Raw genomic sequence first — 22,474 nt, 5'->3', positions numbered from 1 at the left:
TAAGCCGCGCCGCATAACAAGAAGGGCAAAAGCCCCAAAGATATGAACAAGGGAGGAGCTGACGATGTCAGTCTTGTTCGGGGCCCTCTGGCCCCTTGAAAGAATAAACAATGTCCTTTTGGGCATCGGGAGGGTCATTGCGATCATAGCTTTGGCCGTCATGGTCTGTCTGATCTTAGGGCAGGTCTTCTTTCGCTACGTTCTCAACGACGCGCCCAATTGGACAGAAGAAGCCGCCCGCTTTGGGATGCTCTGGATGACAGGCCTGATGGCCCCCTCAGCCATGCGCATGGGTGGGTTTGTTGCGATCGACATGCTCGAACGCGCACTTCCAACCGCTCTCTCCCGCCTTTTGACGCTGTTCCTCCTCTTGATCTCTCTCGGCGTCCTTCTGATCGCGTGGGACAAGGGCCTCAACAATCACGTCGATAGCCTCTCCGGCCGCGGTTCTTCGGCGTCCTTGCGCATCCCGCTTGAGATGTTTGGCGGCGAAAACATCAAGTTCCGCAACAATTGGCAGTTCGCATCTTTGTTCGTCGGCGTGAATCTGATGATCCTTGTAGCGATTGAATTGATCATACGCCAGTTCATCATCATCGGTGGACGCGGCGATGAACTGACACTTCTCAACGATGAAAACGCAGTGAGGGCTGACTGATGCTCATCTGGTTCCTTCCCGTCTTCCTCGTCCTGATCATGATCGGCCTGCCGGTGGTTTTCGCCCTGCTCGCAGCCCCGGGTGCGTTGCTCATCTTCGATGGCCAAGAACGCCAGCTCTCAGTGCTGTATCGTAACCTCTACAACGGAATGGACAGCTTCCCACTCATGGCGCTGCCTTTCTTTATGTTGGCGGGTGAGATCATGAACCGTGGCGGCATCACCACCCGTCTTGTCGAATTCAGCCAAGCCTTTATGGGTCATTTACGTGGCGGCCTCGCGCATGTGAACATCTTGTCGTCCATCCTTTTCGCGGGCCTCTCTGGGTCCGCCGTGGCCGACACATCGGCACTCGGATCCACCCTGATCCCAGCGATGGAAAAGAACGGCTACACCCGTAAATTTGCCGCAGCGATCACGGCTGCTTCCTCCGTCATCGGTCCGATCATTCCGCCGTCCGGCATCATGATCATCTACGCCTATGTGATGGGCGAAAGCGTCGCAGCACTCTTCCTTGCGGGCATCGTCCCCGGTGTAATGGTCGGTGTTGGGTTGATGATCATGGTTCGCCTCATGGCAGACCGTTACGACCTGCCGAAAGCGGAGCGGATCGTCACTAAAGACCAAACCATCACACCCTTAGAAAGCGTCGTCAGCTGGGGTCTGATCCGCATCAATATCGCAGGCCTGCTCTATGCCTTCTCTGGCCTTGTCACGATGTTCTTGCCGACAGAGCCATCGAACTGGCTGGTCTTCTTGATTCTACTGCCGATCGCCCATGTGATCGTTCAGTACATCAAAAGCCAAGTCTCGAATGATTTTCGGATCGTCTGTAAAAAAGCTGTCGCTCCGTTACAGACCCCAATCATCATCTTGGGCGGTATCCTGATCGGCGTCTTCACCCCGACCGAAGCGTCGGCCATCGCTGTCGCCTACGCGCTGATCGTCAGTTTCTTTGTCCTGCGGTCGATGAATGGCCGCGACTTGATTGAGGTCTTAAGCAAGTCGGCATTGTCCACGTCAGCCGTCCTTCTTCTCGTCGGCGCGGCGGTGGCCTTCAAAACAGTTGTGTCGCTCTCTTATGCTCCGCAGATTTTGACCGAGGCGATCCTTGGACTGTCTGAAAACCCATTGGTCCTGCTCTTCCTCATCAACATCCTGCTCTTTATCGTAGGCATGTTCCTCGATGCAGGCCCCGCGATCATCATCCTCGGCCCGATCCTCGGCCCGATCTTTGTGGAACTTGGCGTTCATCCCGTTCATTTCGCGATCATCATGAGCGTCAACCTGACTGTGGGTTTGGCCACACCGCCGATGGGGCTTGTCCTCTTCGTCGCCTCGACCGTCAGTCGAGAAAAAGTTGAAACCATCGCAAAAGCGATCCTGCCATTCCTCGCAGTGGAGATCTTTGTGATCTTCCTCATCACCTATGTCCCGGCCATTTCGATGACCGTGCCATATCTGACCGGCTTCTTAGGGTGCGGACCCGAAGTTGGTTTCTCCGAATGTATCAGCCCAACGCCGATACCAAATTAAGCATTTTCCAAGGGAGGTTTATATGCTGAAAACTCTAACCAAAGTGGCGGCAACCGCTGCGCTCTTGGCGACACCATTCGCCGCATGGGCGGACGGTCACCAAGAATTCACAATCCGCGCCACAGCAAACTCAAACGAAAACGACGAAGACTATGACGGTCTAGTCGTGTTCAAGAACTATGTTGAATCCGCTTCTAACGGCCGGATTGGCGTAGAGCTTTTCATCGGCACACAGCTTTGCGGCAACGGTGCTGAATGCCTTGAAGGCGTCGCCGAAGGCACGATTGACGTCTACATCTCCACCTCAGGCGGTGCGGCAGGCATCTTCCCATATGTTCAGGTGCTCGACCTGCCATATCTGATGGCTGACGACCGCGTGGCAGAAGCTGTTTTGACGGGCGACTTTACCCGCAAAATGCGTGATATGGCGCTGGAAACATCTGACGGTGCGATCCGTTTGATGACCATCGGGAACACAGGCGGCTGGCGTAACTTTGCCAATACGCAGCGTCGTTTGGCATCCCCTGCTGACTTTGAAGGCCTTAAGATCCGGACCGTTGTGGCTGACCTTCCTCAGATCCTCGTTCAGGAACTGGGCGCCTCTGCGACACCAATTCCATGGCCAGAGCTTTTCACATCGTTCCAAACTGGCGTTGTTGACGGCTCCAAGAACGGTATCACCGACATCATGGGCATGAAATTTCCAGATGCTGGCCTGCAATACCTGACACTTGACGGCCACGCCTACATGGGTGCGCTGTGGTGGATGAGCAACGAGAACTTTATGGCAATGCCAGAAGATCTTCGCCGCGTTGTTGTCGATGGCTTCAGCCAGTTGCAGCAAGCGACATTTGCATCTCCAAAGCGTAAGTCGATCCAAGCCTATCAGGACTTCGTTGCTGGCGGCGGTGATCTCTACGTTCCAACACCGGAAGAGAAAGCAACTTTCGCAGAAGCCGCTGCTCCTGTGCAGGATTGGTTCCGTTCCAACGTGGACGGTGGCGATGAAATCCTCGACGCATTGATTGAAGCGGTTGCGGAGGCGGAAGCCGAGTTGGCTGACGACTACGCCAAAGACCTGAATTAAGGTTTTGTAGACTTCTACGATTTGGGCCACCTTCGGGTGGCCCTTTTTGTTTGAGATTTTCTCGGTGACATTTGACCTTCCTCGACAGCAAGAGCGAGATCACCAATGCCCGAAACAAGTGCGCACCCCGATGACCCCCACTACCTCGGTCGGAGCAATTGGCTCCGTGCCGCTGTTCTAGGAGCCAACAACGGGATCGTCTCTGTCTCAGCACTCGTTGTCGGAGTAGCGGCCGCGAACCCAGATCGAAACGCGATCCTGATTGCACGGGTAGCCGGGCTTGCGGCTGGTGCGATGTCGATGGCGGTTAGCGAATATGTGTCGGTCTCCTCGCAATCCGATATGGAACGCGGAGATATTGCGCGGGAATTGCGTGCGTTAGATGAAGCGCCCGAAGAGGAGTTCGAGGAACTGATTGATATCTGCATAAAACGCGGATTAACGCCAGCAACCGCTCGCACCGTTGCCACGGAACTCAGCGGAAAAGATGCCTTGGCCGCGAATGTGCGTGAAGAGTTAGGTTTGACCGACGAACTCGGAGCCAATCCGTTAAGCGCCGCTCTTGCATCTGGTTTTACCTTTTCTGTTGCGGCCGCCATCCCAGTAGTCGCAGCCTTCCTCGCCCCAGCGTCCTCTATCATCTCTGTCGTTTTAGTTGCGACCGTATCGGCTTTGGCCATCCTCGGAGCTCTGGGCGCGAAAGCGGGCGGCGCACCGATACTGCCTGCGGTCCTGTGGGTCGTCTCATGGAGTGTCGGTACGATGATCGTGACAGCGGCCATAGGTAGGCTCTTTGGGGTGAGTGTATGACGCCAAAGTTGCGGGCGTTTGCTGCCAACGCTAGTGTCTAGAAAAAACAGGAGAGCAGACATGCGCGGCGCGGGTGGATCAGAGGGCGGGACGCTGACCTTCTTTATCGGATTGGCGATGATGATTGCAGGCGGGTATCTTTTGCTGAGCAACATCGTGATCAGGCCGGTTTTTGGCTTTCGTACGGCGGCATTTAATATCGGTGGATTTGGTATCACCACCGGCATGATCCTGATCCCATTTATTTTTGGCGTCGGGCTCGTGTTCTACAATAGTAGTAGCAAATTTGGCTGGGGCCTCGCGATTGGGTCCGTCATCGCCTTGGTTGCCGGCGTCATTGCCAACCTGAATATTCAATTCGCGGCACTTAGCATCTTTGACCTTTTGGTAATCTTGATCCTCCTCTTTGGTGGACTCGGCTTGTTCTTGCGGTCACTCCGAGGTTAGTCCGCAAGCTGTTGAGGCGACGCGCCGTAGTCTGCCATCCAACCGATCGCATCGTCTTGAGACATCGGCACACCGATGCCGTACCCTTGAGCAACGTGGCACTTCATTCGTTTTAGTGCGCTATAGGTTTGCGGTGTCTCCACGCCTTCGGCAACAATGGTTAGACCTAGGCCATCGGCCAAACTGGAAACCGCAGCGATGACTTGGTTGGCTCTTCGATCTTCAGGGTTCGCGACGAGGGATTTGTCAATTTTCATGCCTGACAAATCCAGCTGCGCCAAACTCGCAAGCGATGCGTATCCGGTCCCAAAGTCATCGATGTAGATGTCAAAGCCGTCAGAGGCCAAATCACCAATCATCTGGTATGCTGGGTCATCCTTCCCTTCGATGAGGGTCGTTTCCAAAACCTCGACAACAATGTCGGATGGGGACAGACCACGTTCTTTCAAAGCCTTATGCAAGTCGTCGCGGTAGGTGCCCAAACGCAAAGATCGCGCAGCCACATTGATAGAAAGCTTAGGTACTTTGAGGCCTCGCGCTCTGATTTTGTTTAGTCCATCAAGGCCCGCGATGGCGACTTGCATATCTATTTGGTCAATCACCCCGATTTCTTCTGCGAGTGGAATGAAATCAGCGGGGGGAAGTAATCCGTATTTGGGATGATCCCAACGCGCCAGAACTTCAAAACCGATCAGTTCGCCGGTATCAAAGCTCACTTGCGGTTGAAAAAATGGAATGAACTGACCCTTTTCCAAACCCTCATGAATATCTTGGATCATATTGTGGCGTTGTTCGACGCCTTCTCGCATGCTGCGCGTAAAGAGACGCGCAACACCTTTCCCGTCTCTCTTAGCCTCGTAAAGTGCGATATCGGCGTTCCCAATTAGCAGGTCGGCTTCGGCTTCTTGTTCTGATGAAAAAGCAATTCCAATACTTGTTCCTACAGTGACCATTGCGTCGTCCAACATCATCGGCTCACAAATGCGGCGAATGAGAGTTTCCGCGATCTCCATCGCCCTTTTGACGCCAGCCGCTCTCGGCATGTCCATAACAATTACAAATTCGTCCCCACCGACCCGAGCGACAATGTCATCGTCATGCACGGTATACGCCATGATCTCGGCAGCGCGGCTTAAGACGGAATCTCCAACAATATGTCCAAGCGTGTCATTGACTTCTTTGAACCGATCCAGGTCCAAATGCATGACGCAGATAGAGCGTTTATCGTGGTCAATTTTGGCCAATCTCTCTGACAATTCTTCCTTCAGTTTCTTGCGGTTCGCCACGCCTGTTAAACTGTCATGATGTGCCGCAAACGAAAGACGCTGTGTCAATTCTTGCAGGGCTTCGTTCGATTTAACGATGTCGCGATTCCGGCTTTCCAAACCGTCCAGCGCTCGATTGATACTGATTTGAGCTGGCCAAAAAATGAGTACGGCTTCAATGATAATCGTCAGGATCGCCAAAATTAGCGTGGCCTCTTGCAACTGACTCAACCGCTCTGCGCGGTCGTTGGCGTCCTCTTCAAAAAGCTGAACTGCGGTGTTGAGATCCCGCAATAACTCAAATGTCCCAAACGCCTTTAGATCTTCAAGCAAGGGATGAAGAACTTGTGGATCGAGAGGCGATTGAATGATAGCACGGGCAGTGTTGACGTAATCGCGCGCCCTCGCATCAAGCCTCTCTGGGGTACCAACGGCAAAAAACTCCGATAGTTGAGGGGACTCCATCGCAATCCCAACCAATCGATTGTGAGCGTTTTCAAACTCACCAACTGCATCCGTTAACATGGCCGCTGTTGGACTGTCTTGCGAGAGTTCAAGCTGCGTAGCGAGGTAGAGTATCCGCTGACTGAGCATCCGTTGCCGACCACTCAGATTTATGACGCTCGCGTCGCGGGCTGTCTCGGTCAGCGTCATCGTGTGTGCGACTTGCGATCCTATCAGTAGGAGTACGATCAAGCCTATCGCAACCACATACCTTTTCCACAAACGGCTTGGGTTGGTGGTTAACCATCTGAGGGACCAAAACCGGCCGATTGTACCTGCTGTCACATCCACACCTATTCGTCCTCAAGACAGGTGTTTTGTATCGGTGGGAAAAATTGATGTTAGGTGAAGTCGCGGAATTCTTAGCTGATAAAACTACCTAAAATTCGCTTCTAATTTGTCGTCAAAACCTCATCTAAACGGGTACATCCACACCCGATAATCGTCGATCATCTTCTCGGCTTGCGCTCTTTGTTCCGGAGTCAATTTAGGTGTCAATTCCTCCAGACTGTCGGGCGCGTCAACGTCGCCACCTATTGCTGAAAGCGCATACCAAAGATAGGCTCTAACCAAGTCCGGTTCGGGCATGCCTCGACCAACCTCGTAGTACCAACCGATACCAGATTGAGCGCCTGCATGCCCTTTCAAAGACGCCCGAAGATACCAGTCAAACGCCCGGACATCGTCTTTTTCGACGCCAAGCCCAAGGGCGTACATGACACCGATCAGCTCTTCCGCATCGGCGTTTCCAGAGCGCGCGTACACTTCAAAAAGCTCCTTGGCCGCCTCGAATTCACCGGCTTCCATAAGGTCCTTGGCCTCTTCCATCGTGGCCTGCGCCGGAACGGCCCAAAACAGCAGAAACGCCATAGTGTATGTACAGGCTGTGTACGCTCTGTGTACGCATTGCATACGGCATGTGTCCTTCTTTTTGCGAGCACGGCTCAGGCCCAAATCTCTGCTGAGGATTACATTGACGTCGACCCAGCTCAAGCCCGATTGGGACAACTTTTGTTCTATGACAAGATCCTCTCTGGCAATCTGAACATCAGTTGTGGGACATGTCATCACCATGACCATGCCGGTGGCGATGGACTAAGCTTAGGTATCGGTGAAGGCGGTGTCGGCGTTGGCCCGGATCGCACGCCCGGCATGGGTGCTGATCGGATCAGAAAGCGCATTCCACGCAACGCGCCTGCCCTTTGGAATTTGGGGCACCGCGACATCAACGTTCTTTTTCATGATGGTCGCCTGACGGAGTCCGATCTCTACGGAAACGGCTTCGACAGTCCGGCAGAGGAATGGCTTCCAAAGGGCCTCGACAACCTGCTTGCTGCCCAATCTTTATTCCCGATGACGGCGCAGTTTGAGATGGCCGGAAACCCCGGCGAAAACGAAGTCACAGGTGCTGTCCATGACCGCATCGACAACGGCTGGCCGATCATCGCCAAGCGGGTTCGGGTCATTCCTGAATATGGCAGCATGTTCGTAGAAGCCTTTGATCATATTGAAGAACCTTCAGAAGTCACAATCGTGGAAATCGGCAATGCTTTGGGGGCTTTTATTGCCTCTGAATGGCAAAGTTACGATAGCCCTTATGACGCATGGCTGACCGGCACGCCTCTGCCCGATGATGCAGATCGTGGGCGTAAACTCTTCTACAACTCAGCACGCTGCGCCTCTTGCCACGCGGGTGATCTTTTCACCGATCAGGCCTTTCATGCGCTCGGCCTTCCCGCCTTTGGCCCCGGTCGCACTCGCCGTTGGGATCAGATTTCGCGTGATGTTGGACGAATGGCCGAAACGGACGCTTTGGAGGACGCCTACAAGTTCCGAACGCCATCGTTGCGGAACGTGGCTTTAACAGGTCCCTATGGCCACAACGGTGCTTATGCCACACTCGAGGCGATGATCCGCCACCATGCCGATCCGGTCGCAGCGAGAGAAAGCTGGACGCCAGCGGATGCGCAACTGCCCGAGGTGCCGTGGCTGGCCAAAGTCGATTTCGCTATACAGCAGGACACTCGCGAGATAGCCCGTCAGGAAGCCACGATAGAAAAACGCCCCATTGATCTGAGCGAAAAAGACATTGCAGATCTTGTTGCCTTTTTGAACGCGCTTACCGGTGAAACCGCAGATGACCGGCCGCTTGGGAGGCCAGAGACGGTACCGAGTGGTCTACCTGTAGATTAACGGCGGATCATAACGCCAAGGTCAGCGACATTGGTGCCCGTTGCATCCGTCATCAACAGATCGTCCGCCAGCGCAAGCGCTTGATAACTGTTATTATTTCCAAGCAGAGCATCAAGATCACCACCCTTATCGGATATGCGTTGCAACGTCCCGGAATCGACCAAGCCACCGGCCGCATCCGTCGGCCCATCGCGCCCGTCGCTGCCTCCTTGAAGACACGTCCAATCCGTCCACCCGCGTGCCTCCGCCTCTCGCGCAATCCGCAGCGCCAACTCCTGATTGCGCCCGCCGCGCCCGTCGCCTTTCAGGATCACTGTCGTCTCACCGCCCCAAACGGTGGTGCCAGTGCCGCAAGCGTCACAAATCCGCCGCGCAGCGTCGGCAACATCGCCTTCAATCGGCGTGTCAATTGCCACAGCATCTCCGGCCACTCGCATCGCCTCCACACTTTGCCCGTTCGACCCTATAAGGTGGTTCGTATGCGCGGGAAGAACGCTCTCTTTTTCGCCCGCCAGCAAATGCGCCTTCACGCTTTGAGGCATCTCATCCCATATCCCGTAGTGCTCCAAAATACCCTTGGCCTCTGCTTTTGTTCCCAAAGGCGCAACCGTCGGACCGCTCGCAATGGCGGAGAGTTCATCGCCGATGACATCTGATAGGATCAAAGCCGTCACAGCATTCGGTGCCGCATGGCGCAACAGCCCCCCACCTTTCAAGCGAGACAACTGCTGCCGTACCAAATTCATCTCAGTAATCTCGATCCCTGATGCCAAAAGTGCGGCATTCACGGCTGCCTTTTCCTCCAAGCTGATCCCGTCGGCGGGCGCTGGCAGCAAGGCCGACCCACCGCCCGAAATCAACGCCAAGATCGGACCCGTGGCAGAGGATAAGGTGTCGATAACCGCTTCAGCAGCCCTCAACCCATTCTCATCCGGGATCGGATGCCCTGCGGGCATGACCGTAGCGCCTTTGAGCGCCTGAGCGTTCTCGTAGTTCGTTACAACAAGAGCGGGTGTGTCTGGATAGGCCTCTCGCGCCGCCTCCTCCATCCGCACCGCAGCCTTCCCGACTGCGATTATGTGTGCCGGTTGCTCAGCTACATTGTTGAGGGATGCCCGCACACGTTCATAAGGATCAGCAGCTGCAACACCTGCTTGGAATATCGCTCGGGCCTGCGCACGCGGATCGGTCATGGGGGGCTCTCGTTTGAATGGTCTGTGGCGTTTAGGGTGGATGTGCCAAATCCCCCTAAGGGTTACAAGCGCAGGCCATGAGGGATTGACGATTGATCAGAAGAAAATTAGAACAAAATAGGAACATTTAATCGAAAGAGACTCATGCAGCACCTGCCCCCTCTCACCACAAAAGGCGAAAACACGCCCCAAATGGTGCTGCGCAACCGCAACCATAAGCAAGAAGCGCCAGAAGCCACATTTGCAGAGGTTTTTGCAGATACGGTCGTCGATGCCGCCGCCACGGGCTTTATCTGCGCGCAACTCGCGGCAGCTGGTAAACCTATCCTGTGGATTCAGGATCGCTTGTCCAGACGCGAAGCGGGCAAACCCTACCTCGCAGGGCTATCCGCCCCACTGAAAGTGATTTCTGTCACCGTCTCCAAACCCGCCGATGTGCTCTGGTCAATGGAAGAAGGGTTGCGCTGCACCGGCCTCTCTGCCGTTTTGGGCGAAATCTGGGGCGATCCGCCCTGCCTCGATTTCACCGCTAGCAAACGCCTTGCCTTACGGGCAGAGGCACGCGACCTGCCAGCTTGGTTAATCCGACGTGCGGCGACCCCAAACCTGAGCGCTGCCCGCATGCGCTGGCGCATCAGCTCCCTGCCGTCCGAAACAAACCGCTATGATATGCGCGCACCAGGCCACCCCCTCTGGCGCGCAGAACTCTTTCGCGCCCGTTGGCGACCACCGGGCGAATGGGTCGCCCGCCAGAGCGCTACAGGCTTAACCCTCTCTCATGGCTTAAACGACGCACCTTCACATCAGCACACAGCCTGATCGTCTTTTGAGTATAAATACCCAAACAGGACCTCTGCCCACCGATGACCGCTCAGGACAAGCTGCCCGTCCTTGCGTTTCCACCCCCAAGACCCCGCCCGAAACCCAAGGCTTCCCCCCGTGCCAACCCAGATGATCTGGCCCGCGCCATTGATGCGTTACGCGGCGCACTGGAAGCTGAGCTGAAGAAACCCAAACCCGTTCAGGACCCCCGCCCAGAACCGGAGAGCTTCTCACCCATCGGTACCCCGACATGGCGCGCCAGTGATCAGATGAAATCAGCGTCTGGGTCCGGGCGGGCGGGTGTCGCCGCAGGCGCAGCCGCACCGACCGGACCAGAGCTGGAGCGCGACCTGCTGGCACGGCGGGTTGTCGCGATCCATTTGCCCCGCTTTGCGATGGAGCGCTGGCAACGCTGGGCCACACGGCAAGGCGATGCGTCGCCAGATGACCTGCCGATCGCACTTGCCATTGAAGGCACACATGGCCCCGTGGTCCACGCCACAAACCGAAGCGCGGAATTGCAGGGCGTTCATACGGGCGCACGCGTTGTGGATATGCGCGCGCTTTGCCCCGACCTCAAGGTAGAATTTGCCGATATTGGCGGGGACCAGCGCGCCCTTGAAAAGCTGATGCACTGGTGCCGCCGCTGGTGTCCCTGGACGGCTGTGGATGGAACAGCCGGACTGGTGATGGACACGACCGGATCTGATCACCTCTTTGGGGGTGAGGCGCAGATGATGCGCGACATAGAAGAGAAACTCTCACATCTAGGGCTGTCTGCCAATCTTGCCGCAGCCCCCACCCATGGGGCAGCTTGGGCCTTGTCGCGTTTTGGCGGCGTCCGCGACATCTGCGCGCCAGAAACGCTTCCAGTGCATATGGCCCCTTTGCCCGTACGCGCGTTACGGTTGGAGCCGGATACGATCCTACTTCTCAAACGCCTCGGCCTGAAAACCATTGGCGATCTGGCCGCTGTGCCGCGCGTCTCTCTTGCGCGCCGGTTTAATACCGCTCCACTGCCGCAAAATCCGCTGCTGCGATTGGATCAAATGATGGGGAAACTGGCAGAGCCCGTAAACGCCCCAGACGATCCGCCGCGGTTTGCTGTGCAATCCACACTCGCAGAGCCTGTCCAAGACCCCACCCCACATCTGCCCGACCTCTGTGCAGAACTCTGTAAAGGCCTGCACTCAGAAGGCTTTGGGGCACGGCGCGTCACGCTGACGATCTATCGTACCGACGGCGAGGTCGCCCATGTCACTGTTGCTACAGCCCAAGCCAGCCGCGACGCGGACCATCTGCTTCGGCTCTTTGATGGCAAACTTGATAATATCAACCCCGGCTTTGGGTTTGACCTGATCACTCTAGCCGCCTCAGTTGCGGAAAATCTGCACACCCACCAAACACGGCTGGATGGGGGTGTCGATGACGGAGCAGAGCTTGCGCGTTTGGTGGATCGTTTGTCCGCGCGGCTTGGGAGCCATAACATCCGCTGCGCCCTCCCCCTTGCCAGCCATATGCCAGAACGGACCGAAGAGTGGCGTAGCGCTTTGGAACGCGCACCGCAGGTGGCTCATTTACGCCCCGAGCGCCCGCTACGGCTGTTTGATCCCCCCGAAGAAGTGCGCGTGCTTTATGCGGTTCCAGAAGGACCGCCAGCGCAGTTTGTGTGGCGTCGGATCACCCATCGCGTGACGCGCTTTTCAGGGCCAGAGCGGATCGCGCCAGAATGGTGGCGTGACAGCCCGGGCACGCGGCTGCGGGATTATTACCGCGTTGAAGATCATTTCGGACAGCGGTTTTGGCTCTATCGGGATGGAGTTATGGGCGATGGCCGTGGTGCGACGCCGCGCTGGTTTTTGCACGGAAGTTTCGCATGAGCGCTAATTTTTTAGATAAAAAATTGAACAAAATTTTTGTCAAAAATTTTCTCTCCGGGGGAGGTATTTTTGCTCAAAAGAGAGGGTGCGATGCCGCAGAATGATCACGCGCACCCAAGACGCACCTTGCCTGAAGATGGTGATTTTGAGCCTAATTCAAAGGCTGTGTTTGTCGAACTTGGTCTGACGACCTGTTTTTCCTTTCTGCGGGGAGCATCAGATGCCGTGGACCTCGCAAAAACTGCATGGGCCTTGGGGTATGATACGATTGGATGCGCTGATCTGAATACATTTGCGGGCGTCGTACGCATTCATACTGAAGCCAAGAAGACCAAGATGCGCCCCGTGATTGGATGTCGGATTGCGCTTGTCACTGGAGAAGTATTTCTCGCCTACCCTGAGACCCGCGATGCCTATGGCAGGCTTTCGACATTGCTGTCCAAAGGAAAGACCCGCGATCTTGAAGGGGAATGGCAAGCGAAAGGGGTGTGCGATCTGACGCTTCAAGATTTGGCTGGCGCCTGCAAAAACGTACAGTTGATTGTGATCCCGGATGTAGATGTCGATGCATTTGCCGCCCGATTGCCTCGATTGCTGAAGGCTTTACCCGCCCTGCGCTATATAGCGGCAAGCTATCTGTATCGGGTGAACGATCGTGCACGGATCAATGCGCTGGATGCTTTGGCAGACCGGTATCGTCTCTCGCTTTTGGCCACCAACGACGTGCTGTATCATGCGCCAGATCGGCGCCCTTTGCAGGATGTAATGACCTGCATTCGGGAAAAGACAACCATCCAAAAGGCTGGCTATCTTTTAGAACCCAACGCGGAACGGCACTTGAAGTCTCCCGCGCAAATGATTGAACTTTTTGCAGAATGGCCCCACGCCATTCAAGCCACGCGGCGTGTGGCGGATGCCTGCACCTTTGATCTGGAAGAACTGGCCTATGAATATCCGCGTGAAGTGATCCCGCAGGATATGACGCCCCAAGCCTATCTTGAGCAGCTGACATGGCATCATGCGGAGCAGCGTTATCCCGATGGGGTATCGGAAGAGACGCGAGCCATCCTCAATAAAGAACTGGCGATGATCAAGAAACTCGACATCGCGCAGTATTTTCTGACGATCCATGACATCATCCGTTTTGCACGACAGGGGGCGACCCCAGAAATCCTCTGCCAAGGGCGTGGGTCAGCGGCAAACTCTGCTGTGTGTTATGTGCTTGGGATCACAGCGGTCGATCCGACCCAACACAGCCTGTTGTTTGAGCGTTTTATCAGCGAGGAACGTAAAGAACCCCCTGATATTGACGTCGATTTTGAACATGAGCGGCGTGAGGAGGTCATTCAGCACATCTATCAGAAATATGGACGGGATCGCGCGGGGCTCTGTGCGACAGTGATCCATTACCGCCCCCGCTCTGCCATCCGCGAGGTGGGTAAGGTGATGGGGTTGTCTGAAGACGTCACAGGGGCCCTGGCCAAAACCGTTTGGGGCAGTTGGGGCAAGACCGTTGATGACAGCAACGTCGGCGAGGCCGGATTGGATTTGAGCGATCCAATCTTGCGCAAAACGCTTATCATTGCCCAGCAACTGATTGGAATGCCTCGACATTTGGGGCAGCACGTAGGTGGTTTCATTCTGACCGAGCGGCCCTTGATCGAAACCGTTCCAATCGGCAATGGGGCAATGCCGGATCGGACCTTCATCGAATGGGATAAGGACGACATCGATGCGCTTGGCATTCTGAAGGTTGATATTCTGGCACTCGGGATGCTGACATGCATTCGCAAGTGTTTTGATTTGATCAAGGCGCATTATGGTCAGAGCTGGACTTTGGCGACCGTCCCGCAAGAAGACCCGCGCGTGTATGATATGCTCTGTAAAGGTGATAGCATTGGCGTCTTTCAGGTCGAAAGTCGGGCTCAAATTAACATGTTGCCGCGCCTGCGTCCCCGCACCTTTTATGACCTTGTGATTGAGGTTGCGATCGTCCGGCCCGGTCCCATTCAGGGGGACATGGTGCATCCTTATCTGCGCAGACGCTCTGGCGAGGAAGCAGTGGAATATCCCTCGCCCGGTGCGCCACATGATCCAGCGGAGCTTAAGAAGATTTTGGGCCGCACTTTGGGGGTTCCCATCTTTCAGGAACAAGCGATGAAGATCGCGATTGATGCAGCCAAGTTTTCCTCAAAAGAGGCCAATGATCTGCGCAAGGCGATGGCTACCTTCCGGTCACGAGGCACGATTGAGACCTTGCAAGATAAGATGGTCGGACGGATGACAAAGCGCGGCTATGATCCCGATTTTGCCCAGCGCTGTTTCGATCAGATCAAAGGATTTGGCGATTACGGCTTTCCGGAAAGTCACGCGGCAAGTTTTGCGCAGCTTGTCTATGTCTCAAGCTGGCTGAAATGCCACTTTCCTGCAGTATTCACGACCGCCCTACTCAATTCCCAACCGATGGGCTTTTATGCGCCTGCACAACTGGTTCGGGACGCGCGGGAGCATGGCATCGAGGTGCGTGCGGCGGATGTGAATTATTCCGAGTGGGACAATACTCTGGAGCCGGTCACAGGCGAGGTCGGAACATTCGCGATACGCCTTGGGATGCGCCAGATCAGCGGGTTAAGGGAGGACGCCGCTGCTCGGATCATCGCAGCGCGGGAGGCCCCTTATCACGATTTAGAAGACCTGAAGGTCCGCGCAGGGATCACCGCCCCCATTGTGCGCCGACTGGCCGAAGCAGATGCGATGCGCTCGATGTTTATTGATCGCAGGCAAGCACTTTGGGAAGCAAAGGCGCTGAAAGATGCGCCCGACCTCCCCCTGTTTCAAGACACGCGGGATGAAGGGGCGGAAGTGCCGGTGCCTCTTCCAGCAATGCCGGTGTGTGAACAGGTTGTCGCGGATTATCAGACCATGCGCTTGTCTTTGAAAGCGCATCCGATGTCGTTCTTGCGCAAGAGTATGGATAAGCAGGGTTTCATCAGCACCAAGCAGCTTTTGCCGAGCCGAAACTGGCAAAAGGTGAAGATGGCGGGGCTTGTCTTGATCCGGCAAAGACCGGGCAGTGCTAAGGGGGTGTGCTTTATCACGATTGAAGATGAGCTGGGGGTTGCCAATGTCGTCGTATGGCCAAAGGTGATGGAGCACTACCGCAAGGTTGTGATGCAATCGCGCCTGCTGATGGTGGAGGGGTATGTGCAGCGCGATGTGGAGATCATCCATGTCATCGCCAAGCACCTTGAGGATCGTTCAGATGCGCTTTTGAAGCTTTCGCCTGATGGGTTGCAACCGGCGATGGCACATGCGGATGAGGTCAATCGCCCCCTCCCCGCACCGTCATCGCGGCATCCGCGTAATGTTTCCGTTATCCCAAAAAGCCGGGATTTTCACTGATCTATCAGACACCTAACCCTAAAGGATGTTAAACTTCGCCCGGATTTCCGCCTCTTGCCCAGCCGTCAGATAAGTCGGGTGATGTTCTTCCAATATCTCCCTTGCCCGCGCGTTGGCGCGCGCCCAGGCATCTTTGGCCCCAGCATCTTCCCAGCCCTTTGGCGTATCTCGATCTGACAGGGACGGGTAAACATAATCCCGTTCCATCGCGGCAAGCGTATGTCCACTGCCAAGAAAATGGCCGTCTCCCAGGACAGCTTCGCAAATTGCGTCAAAGCCTAGGTTTTCCTCCGTCACTTCGCAGCCACGCAGAATACGATAGGTATTTGAATGCATTTCATCATCTAGGACAAAAGCCTCAAAGCTCGCCCCCAGAAGCGACGCCGTCATCCCTGAGCTCTCATAGATAAGGTTGCCGCCCGCCAAGGCTGCGGCCAGTGACGTCATCGCCTTTTCTGATCCATATTGCGCGTCAATTGCCTTTGCATCCGACATGGAGGCCGACACACCAGACGGGAGGCCCAACCAGTTCGACAATTGCGCAGAGGCTGCGTTTAATAGTGCGGTTTCACCGCCTCCTCCGGCAAACGCCCCTGTCCGCAAATCAACCACAAAGGGCCAGTTTGAAAAGACCATCGGATGGCCAGGTTTGATGACATGCACCATTACAAGGCTGGCCAACGTTTCGGCTAAAGATTGCGCCAGAAAGCCAGCCAAGGTCGCAGGCGCCGTTGCGCCAGCCTGAGCGGCCGTAATGCAGGAGACAGGTATATTGTGTTCGAGGCATGCAAACGTCACATCAACCGCGTCCTCCCCGTAACGCATTGGGGAGATTACCGGACTTATATGTGCTTTGACAAAGGGGCGTTTGGCAAAAGCGCCCGGGCCTCCGGCGGCAATATCAAACATCTCAACGATTGGTGCCACGTTCTCGGCCACCGTAAAGGCCGTCGCGACGGGTTTGGTCGTGTTCTTGAGCAAAGCGAAGGCCGTGTTCAAATCAAGATCGAATATATCCGGAACATCCGTCGCAATACAACAACGCGTAAACCAGCTGACGTTTTCAAGCGTGTCTTGAAGCCGCGTAAAGTCCTTCAAATCCGCCAATGTCGAGGCACGATAAAGGCCGGTGTCAAGATCGAGGGTTTGGACGGCCGCACCACCGGTGCCAAAATGTACTGACGCTCCACCGATATCAATTGAGCGACTGGGGTCTCGACCGTGCAAAGTGAAGGATTTCGGCGCAGCAGCTATTGCGTCTTCGACCAGGTGCGGTGGGAAGCAGATACGGCTTCCCTGTTTTGAAGCTCCACCTTGTATTAGCAAATCTGCCAACTTATTCGGAACTTCTCCCATTCCCAGTTCAGCAAGTAAGCGAAAGGAAGTAGCTTTAATTTCGAGCAAATCCACTTCGTCCAACGGCCTAAAGCGGCCACCAATTTGCCCGGGAGGCGCAGGGCTTACCTGCGGTTTACTTGCTCTTTGCGCATGACGCGCCTTACGACCGCCACGCTTCATTTGTGTACTCATGAAAGGAGGTGAGCCGAAAAATTGACGCACCGCAAGAGACTCGAGAAGTGGTTTGGAAGAACCGAATTCTTAGTTTCTTAGGAACGAATGACCGATGACTGGCATTTTGCTCGATTGGCGGAATTGAGGCTTGAGCATTACGACACCCCCAGATGGCCGCGATTGACCAAGCAAGTTGTTATTGATTTTCCAAGAAAGCCAACAATGACGGATGGCAATTCCGCGCCATGATTGCCACGCGCCTTTGGTTTGGGTTGCCTGCTTGAACCTTGTGCTTGGCCTTCTGACACCACCCGTTGGCATCGGTCTATATATCGCAGCCTCGATGAGCGACACTAAACCCGGAACGATCCTGAAAACGCTTTGGCCCTTCCTGATCGCGGTGGCTCTCGTTTTGACCTTGTTGAGTTACTTCCCTGCTTTATCGACGTTCTTAATCCAGTAACTTTTCGCTCTGATCAGGTGCATCGGACAAAGAACCCGCACCAGAACGTAGCCAAACGCCAACTGGATCCGGGCGAATGGCAAAAAATATGCAAATTGCGCACGCAATCTAACCGGTTTTGCCCAAATTTTAAGACATTCGCCGACCCAGGTGCATAAATTCCTTCTTACGAATGGTCTGCGCGCTCCAAGTAAGGTTGAGCATTCTTATGACGACCGCCTTGCGAATATTGGTAGTAGAACCGGATGAAAACCGGTTACGCGAAATCGTTGACGCTTTGACCGATGTTGGCTGGACAGACGTCAGAGCGCTGCCTGAAATATCCTCGATCGCTCGCACCGTGCAAGACTATGAGCCCGACATCGTTCTCATCGACCTGGCAAACCCAGACCGCGACACGCTTGAAAACATAACTCACGCAAGCGGCGCTGGAAAACGAGCGGTCGCTTTGTTCGTAGATCAAACAGATGATGCATTGACGAGTGCGGCCTTGAAAGCGGGGGTCAGTGCATATGTCGTCGACGGTCTTGATAGGAACCGGATCAAATCGGTGCTCGAAACGGCAATTGCACGCTTCAAAGTCATTCGACAGATACAATCGGAATTGGACGCGGCGAAACGAGCTCTTGAAGATCGTAAGACAATTGATCGTGCTAAGGGTTTCCTCATGCGGCAACGCAGTCTGAGCGAAGAGGAAGCTTACCGCCTCTTGCGAAAAACTGCGATGGATCAAGGCAGGCGTGTCATTGATGTTGCTCAGGCTCTCGTAACCGCTGCGGATTTGTTGTCATGACGCGGACCATTCTTAATTGCGGGTACGTCGCATTGGTCGACAGCGCGCCTTTGATTATCGCCAAAGAGTTGCAATTTGCCTTGGAAGAAGGCGTTGAATTGAACTTGGTGCGTCAACCTTCATGGTCGGCCCTAAGAGATATGCTGGCCTTAGGTCATTTGGACGCTGCACAAATGTTATCCCCCATGCCGATCGCGATGACTTTGGGAATTGGTAGCCTCTCGGCAGAAATCGACGCACTTATGGTGCTTTCTGCAAACGGAACAGCTTTTGGCGTTTCCAACAAAGTTGCCGCAGAAATCGGCCCAATTCCATTTGGCCATCCTCACACGATCAAAAGAGCAATTGCAGCAAGAGATGCAGACCCACTTCGCATTGGTTTGCCGTTCCACCACTCAATGCATCGGTTGTTATTATCATACTGGATATCAACTGAACCCGCTGTTGAGATTGAAAGGATTATTATTCCGCCACCTCGTATGGCAGATGCCATAGCTGAGGATCGGATCGACGCCTTTTGGGTTGGAGAGCCTTGGGGGACCGTTGCAGTTGAACGAGGCATTGCCCAACTCCTAATGACTGGGCGCGACGTTTGGCAGTTTTCTCCGGAAAAGGTGTTAGCGGCTAGGCGGAACTGGATATTGGAAAATGACGCAGACGCTCGCTCGCTGACACGCGCAGTTTATCGAGCGGCACAGTGGCTGGATGCGCCTGAAAACAAGCCACTCGCAATTGAGATCCTCAGCCGAAGCGATCATTTGGATCTGCCAACCGAGCTCATCGACCCTGGCCTGACTGGTCAGTTGACGGCAGTAAAAGGAGCAGCGCCAATCGAAATCGATCGCTTCTTGCAATTTCATAGGTTCGCCGCGAATTTCCCTTGGCGGAGCCAAGCCGCATGGATTGCAGATCAACTCGGCGGCAGCAAAGAGGATGTGAATAGAGCTAAGTCTAGCTTTCGAAGCGACCTCTATCGAAACAACCTGGAAGGCATTGGCGTGGATTTGCCCACAGCTTCAGAAAAGGTCGAAGGATCGCTCTCGGAAGAGACGGGAGTGGCCTCAACAAAAGGTCGCATGATTCTTGCTCCTGATGCCTTCTTCGATGGCAGGACGTTTGATTTCACCTGACTCTTCGCCCAATTCTTACGCACTTTCTGCATTGGCGAAGAAAAATTGCGGCACCGCAGCATGAATTTTTGCCTCTCGCCGCGGCAAGGCTAATGTAACCGTCAACGGGGCATCGACGTCCCATCGTGAGCGCCTGTCGCTGAAGGCAAGTGCATCAATTCAAGAGCAAAGCCGCTCGTTTAGTACACGGACCTCCTCCCCCGTGATCTAGACGCGCGGCTTTTTTATTTGCGCCCCTCGGGGCCGGAAAAGGAGCGACCAAAATGAAAGCATTGCGTGCAATTGCACTCGCAACAACCAGCGTTCTCGCGACCACAGCGTCAGCGCAATCGTTAGACCTTGAAAAAGAGGATCTGACATTTGGATTTATCAAGCTGACCGATATGGCCCCTTTGGCAATAGCGTATGAATTGGGTTACTTTGAAGATGAAGGTTTGTTTGTGACCCTAGAGGCGCAAGCCAACTGGAAGGTCCTTTTGGACGGTGTGATCAGCGGTCAGCTTGACGGCGCTCATATGCTTGCAGGTCAGCCTCTTGCCGCCACGATTGGATATGGCACCGAAGCCCATATTATTACGCCATTCTCTATGGATCTAAACGGTAACGGTATTACGGTTTCCAATGAAATTTGGGAAGAAATGAAGCCAAATGTGCCACTTATGGACGATGGCCGACCACGGCACCCGATCAGCGCGTCTGCGCTTGCTCCGGTTGTTGAAGATTATAAGGACCAAGGCCTGCCATTTAACATGGGCATGGTGTTCCCCGTCTCCACGCACAATTATGAAATCCGCTATTGGCTTGCCGCTGGCGGCTTAGAACCAGGCTACTACAGCCCGCAAGACATCTCTGGCCAGATTGGCGCAGACGTTTTGCTGTCCGTCACGCCACCACCGCAAATGCCTGCCACGATGGAAGCGGGTACAATCTACGGCTATGCCGTTGGTGAACCATGGAACCAACAAGCTGTGTTCAAGGGCATAGGCGTTCCTGTCATCACTGACTATGACATGTGGAAAAATAATCCTGAGAAAGTCTTCGGGCTGACAAAGGAATTCACCGAAGAGAACCCAAACACCACACTTGCTTTGACCAAGGCATTGATCCGCGCAGCGATGTGGTTGGATGAAAACGACAACGCAAACCGGCCTGAAGCGGTCGAGATTTTGTCTCGTTCCGAATACGTCGGCGCCGACTATGAAGTGATCGCCAACTCAATGACGGGCTTCTTCGAGTTTGAAAAAGGCGACGTGCGCCCCGCCCCAGATTTCAACGTGTTTTTCCGCTACAATGCGACCTATCCATACTATTCAGATGCGATCTGGTACCTGACGCAAATGCGCCGCTGGGGCCAAATCCCAGAAACCATGTCAGATGAGTGGTATTTTGAAACAGCGGCTGAGGTCTACCGCCCTGACATCTATCTCGAAGCGGCACGTTTGCTTGTCGACGAGGGATTGGCGAATGAAGCAGATTTCCCTTGGGATACAGACGGCTTCAAAGCGGCGACACCTGCGACAGATATCATCGATGGCATTCCTTACGACGGACGGACGCCAAACGCTTACATCGATAGCCTTCCGATTGGCCTGAAGTCTGGTCAAACCGTCATCGACAGCGAAATCCAAGGCTAAGCAAAATTGATTGCCCTGCGGACCGCAGGGCAATCGCGACTTCCAACGACAACTTTCCATTGGACATTCGACATGACCGCGATTGACTCCCATTCTCTAGACGTAGAAGCCCGCCGCGCGCGACGATTTGCGCGCATCACAAAGGCCGACTCATGGTTTCGGGTCCTCGGACTTTCGTGGGTCACGCCGATCTTTCGAGCGCTTGCAGGCGACAATCCCAAAGCACAAATGGGTGAGATTTGGCGCCTTCTCGGAATCCCTCTGACATCTATTTGTGTCTTTTTGCTGCTTTGGGCCGCGCTGGCCCCGCAAGTGCAGACCTCTCTCGGCGCCATTCCCGGCCCTGCCGATGTTTGGGAACAGGTCGGTGAATTGCATCAAGATGCGGTTCGGGAAGGCGAAAAGGAAGAAGCGTTTTACGAAAGACAAGATGCACGTAACGCAGAGCACATTGCAAATGGAGAACCCGACAAAGTTCGGGATCGGACATATACCGGCAAACCGACCTACTACGATCAAATTTGGACGTCGATAAAAACCGTTTTCTTTGGTTTCATGATTGCCTCCATCGTGGCCATACCACTGGGCATCACAGCAGGACTTTCGCCAACAGCGAACGCCGCGATGAACCCTCTCATTCAGATTTTCAAACCGGTCTCTCCGCTCGCTTGGTTACCGATCGTGACCATGGTTGTCTCAGCTGTATACACCACCAACGACGGCATGTTTTCCAAGTCGTTCTTGATCTCAGCGATTACGGTTACGCTTTGCTCTCTTTGGCCAACACTGATCAATACAGCCCTCGGCGTCAGCAGTATCGACAAAGATCTCGTCAGCGTCAGCCGCGTACTGAAGATGAATACCGGTAGCAAAATTACAAAACTGGTTCTGCCCTCAGCGCTTCCGTTGATCTTCACTGGTTTGCGACTGTCACTCGGCGTCGGATGGATGGTTTTGATCGCGGCAGAAATGCTCGCCCAAAACCCTGGCCTTGGTAAATTCGTTTGGGATGAATTCCAAAATGGCTCCTCGCAATCCCTCGCCCGCATCATGGTTGCTGTCTTCACCATCGGTATCATCGGCTTCTTGCTCGACCGCGTGATGTACGCCCTGCAATCCATGTTCACCTTCACCAACAACCGGTAA

Annotated in this window: 18 protein-coding genes; 14 read left to right on the top strand and 4 right to left on the bottom strand. The window is 54.6% G+C overall.

The genetic code is table 11. The features are described from left to right. The first annotated feature begins 64 nt into the window (after positions 1-64). The 5 genes from BUA85_RS01305 to BUA85_RS01285 all read left to right on the top strand — a co-directional run bounded on the left by BUA85_RS01305 (position 65) and on the right by BUA85_RS01285 (position 4,537). The gene (locus tag BUA85_RS01305; protein ID WP_072898692.1) at positions 65-658 is read left to right on the top strand and encodes a TRAP transporter small permease; all 594 of its coding nucleotides are present in this window, start codon (positions 65-67) and stop codon (positions 656-658) included. After that, a complete protein-coding gene (locus BUA85_RS01300) occupies positions 658-2,193 on the top strand; it encodes a TRAP transporter large permease (protein WP_072898690.1) in 1,536 nt (511 codons plus the stop codon). The genes BUA85_RS01305 and BUA85_RS01300 overlap by 1 nt, the downstream gene beginning before the upstream one ends. Before the next feature lie 22 nt (positions 2,194-2,215). Beyond that, positions 2,216-3,280, top strand: a complete 1,065-nt coding sequence (locus BUA85_RS01295; protein ID WP_072898688.1) for a TRAP transporter substrate-binding protein — start codon at positions 2,216-2,218, stop codon at positions 3,278-3,280. Between the two features lie 105 nt (positions 3,281-3,385). After that, a complete protein-coding gene (locus BUA85_RS01290; protein WP_072898686.1) occupies positions 3,386-4,090 on the top strand; it encodes a VIT1/CCC1 transporter family protein in 705 nt (234 codons plus the stop codon). A gap of 60 nt (positions 4,091-4,150) precedes the next feature. After that, complete coding sequence (locus BUA85_RS01285; RefSeq protein ID WP_072898684.1) at positions 4,151-4,537, top strand: hypothetical protein; 387 nt, start codon at positions 4,151-4,153, stop codon at positions 4,535-4,537. Here BUA85_RS01285 and BUA85_RS01280 read toward each other — a convergent pair. Continuing rightward, positions 4,534-6,591 carry a putative bifunctional diguanylate cyclase/phosphodiesterase gene (locus BUA85_RS01280; protein ID WP_072900349.1) on the bottom strand — a complete coding sequence of 686 codons (2,058 nt, stop codon included), beginning with the start codon at positions 6,589-6,591 and terminating at the stop codon, positions 4,534-4,536. The two genes, BUA85_RS01285 and BUA85_RS01280, sit on opposite strands and share 4 nt — an antisense overlap. A gap of 126 nt (positions 6,592-6,717) precedes the next feature. After that, on the bottom strand, positions 6,718-7,176 hold the full coding sequence (locus BUA85_RS01275) for a tetratricopeptide repeat protein (protein WP_072898682.1): 459 nt from the start codon (positions 7,174-7,176) through the stop codon (positions 6,718-6,720). A 27-nt stretch (positions 7,177-7,203) separates the two neighbouring features. Here BUA85_RS01275 and BUA85_RS01270 point away from each other — a divergent pair, with 27 nt between their 5' ends. Continuing rightward, complete coding sequence (locus BUA85_RS01270; RefSeq protein ID WP_242648967.1) at positions 7,204-8,499, top strand: cytochrome-c peroxidase; 1,296 nt, start codon at positions 7,204-7,206, stop codon at positions 8,497-8,499. Here the strand turns inward: BUA85_RS01270 and BUA85_RS01265 are convergent. Continuing rightward, positions 8,496-9,692 carry a glycerate kinase type-2 family protein gene (locus BUA85_RS01265; RefSeq protein WP_072898680.1) on the bottom strand — a complete coding sequence of 399 codons (1,197 nt, stop codon included), beginning with the start codon at positions 9,690-9,692 and terminating at the stop codon, positions 8,496-8,498. The genes BUA85_RS01270 and BUA85_RS01265 overlap by 4 nt on opposite strands. A 144-nt stretch (positions 9,693-9,836) precedes the next feature. On the opposite strand from BUA85_RS01265, the gene BUA85_RS01260 reads away from it, so the two are divergent. The 3 genes from BUA85_RS01260 (at position 9,837) to BUA85_RS01250 (ending at position 15,796) form a co-directional block, all read left to right on the top strand. Next, positions 9,837-10,511 (top strand): ImuA family protein, encoded by a 675-nt coding sequence (locus BUA85_RS01260; RefSeq protein WP_242648966.1) that lies wholly within the window; start codon positions 9,837-9,839, stop codon positions 10,509-10,511. A gap of 44 nt (positions 10,512-10,555) precedes the next feature. Beyond that, entirely contained in the window at positions 10,556-12,394 is a 1,839-nt protein-coding gene (locus BUA85_RS01255; RefSeq protein WP_083526152.1) for a Y-family DNA polymerase, read from the top strand. Between the two features lie 90 nt (positions 12,395-12,484). Further along, complete coding sequence (locus BUA85_RS01250; protein ID WP_072898678.1) at positions 12,485-15,796, top strand: error-prone DNA polymerase; 3,312 nt, start codon at positions 12,485-12,487, stop codon at positions 15,794-15,796. 18 nt (positions 15,797-15,814) lie between these two features. Here the strand turns inward: BUA85_RS01250 and BUA85_RS01245 are convergent, their stop codons facing one another. Continuing rightward, positions 15,815-17,314, bottom strand: a complete 1,500-nt coding sequence (locus tag BUA85_RS01245; protein WP_423219893.1) for a trimethylamine methyltransferase family protein — start codon at positions 17,312-17,314, stop codon at positions 15,815-15,817. A 223-nt stretch (positions 17,315-17,537) separates the two neighbouring features. Here BUA85_RS01245 and BUA85_RS01240 point away from each other — a divergent pair, with 223 nt between their 5' ends. From BUA85_RS01240 to BUA85_RS01220, 5 genes are all read left to right on the top strand, one after another. Then, positions 17,538-17,771, top strand: coding sequence for a TRAP transporter large permease subunit (locus BUA85_RS01240; RefSeq protein WP_072898674.1), 234 nt, complete (start codon positions 17,538-17,540; stop codon positions 17,769-17,771). A 208-nt stretch (positions 17,772-17,979) separates the two neighbouring features. Next, positions 17,980-18,564: an ANTAR domain-containing response regulator gene (locus tag BUA85_RS01235; RefSeq protein ID WP_072898672.1), complete on the top strand. Its 585-nt coding sequence runs from the start codon at positions 17,980-17,982 to the stop codon at positions 18,562-18,564. Next, on the top strand, positions 18,561-19,694 hold the full coding sequence (locus BUA85_RS01230; RefSeq protein WP_072898670.1) for a CmpA/NrtA family ABC transporter substrate-binding protein: 1,134 nt from the start codon (positions 18,561-18,563) through the stop codon (positions 19,692-19,694). The genes BUA85_RS01235 and BUA85_RS01230 overlap by 4 nt, the downstream gene beginning before the upstream one ends. Before the next feature lie 263 nt (positions 19,695-19,957). Continuing rightward, positions 19,958-21,328 (top strand): CmpA/NrtA family ABC transporter substrate-binding protein, encoded by a 1,371-nt coding sequence (locus BUA85_RS01225; RefSeq protein WP_072898668.1) that lies wholly within the window; start codon positions 19,958-19,960, stop codon positions 21,326-21,328. 72 nt (positions 21,329-21,400) lie between these two features. Next, positions 21,401-22,474, top strand: coding sequence for an ABC transporter permease (locus BUA85_RS01220; protein ID WP_072898666.1), 1,074 nt, complete (start codon positions 21,401-21,403; stop codon positions 22,472-22,474).

Origin of the sequence: Cognatiyoonia sediminum, assembly GCF_900129845.1 — a bacterium.
Lineage (GTDB): Bacteria > Pseudomonadota > Alphaproteobacteria > Rhodobacterales > Rhodobacteraceae > Cognatiyoonia > Cognatiyoonia sediminum.
Note: the sequence above shows the minus strand (reverse complement) of the source record. Positions and strands in the feature narration are given on the sequence as shown.

Excerpts from the sequence above, each read along its gene's own strand:
- BUA85_RS01305 (WP_072898692.1), top strand. The coding sequence starts at position 65 with ATGTCAGTCTTGTTCGGGGCCCTCTGGCCCCTTGAAAGAATAAACAAT.
- BUA85_RS01300 (WP_072898690.1), top strand. The coding sequence starts at position 658 with ATGCTCATCTGGTTCCTTCCCGTCTTCCTCGTCCTGATCATGATCGGC.
- BUA85_RS01295 (WP_072898688.1), top strand. The coding sequence starts at position 2,216 with ATGCTGAAAACTCTAACCAAAGTGGCGGCAACCGCTGCGCTCTTGGCG.
- BUA85_RS01290 (WP_072898686.1), top strand. The coding sequence starts at position 3,386 with ATGCCCGAAACAAGTGCGCACCCCGATGACCCCCACTACCTCGGTCGG.
- BUA85_RS01285 (WP_072898684.1), top strand. The coding sequence starts at position 4,151 with ATGCGCGGCGCGGGTGGATCAGAGGGCGGGACGCTGACCTTCTTTATC.
- BUA85_RS01275 (WP_072898682.1), bottom strand. The coding sequence starts at position 7,176 with ATGGCGTTTCTGCTGTTTTGGGCCGTTCCGGCGCAGGCCACGATGGAA.
- BUA85_RS01265 (WP_072898680.1), bottom strand. The coding sequence starts at position 9,692 with ATGACCGATCCGCGTGCGCAGGCCCGAGCGATATTCCAAGCAGGTGTT.
- BUA85_RS01260 (WP_242648966.1), top strand. The coding sequence starts at position 9,837 with ATGCAGCACCTGCCCCCTCTCACCACAAAAGGCGAAAACACGCCCCAA.
- BUA85_RS01255 (WP_083526152.1), top strand. The coding sequence starts at position 10,556 with ATGACCGCTCAGGACAAGCTGCCCGTCCTTGCGTTTCCACCCCCAAGA.
- BUA85_RS01250 (WP_072898678.1), top strand. The coding sequence starts at position 12,485 with ATGCCGCAGAATGATCACGCGCACCCAAGACGCACCTTGCCTGAAGAT.
- BUA85_RS01245 (WP_423219893.1), bottom strand. The coding sequence starts at position 17,314 with ATGAAGCGTGGCGGTCGTAAGGCGCGTCATGCGCAAAGAGCAAGTAAA.
- BUA85_RS01240 (WP_072898674.1), top strand. The coding sequence starts at position 17,538 with ATGGCAATTCCGCGCCATGATTGCCACGCGCCTTTGGTTTGGGTTGCC.
- BUA85_RS01235 (WP_072898672.1), top strand. The coding sequence starts at position 17,980 with ATGACGACCGCCTTGCGAATATTGGTAGTAGAACCGGATGAAAACCGG.
- BUA85_RS01230 (WP_072898670.1), top strand. The coding sequence starts at position 18,561 with ATGACGCGGACCATTCTTAATTGCGGGTACGTCGCATTGGTCGACAGC.
- BUA85_RS01225 (WP_072898668.1), top strand. The coding sequence starts at position 19,958 with ATGAAAGCATTGCGTGCAATTGCACTCGCAACAACCAGCGTTCTCGCG.
- BUA85_RS01220 (WP_072898666.1), top strand. The coding sequence starts at position 21,401 with ATGACCGCGATTGACTCCCATTCTCTAGACGTAGAAGCCCGCCGCGCG.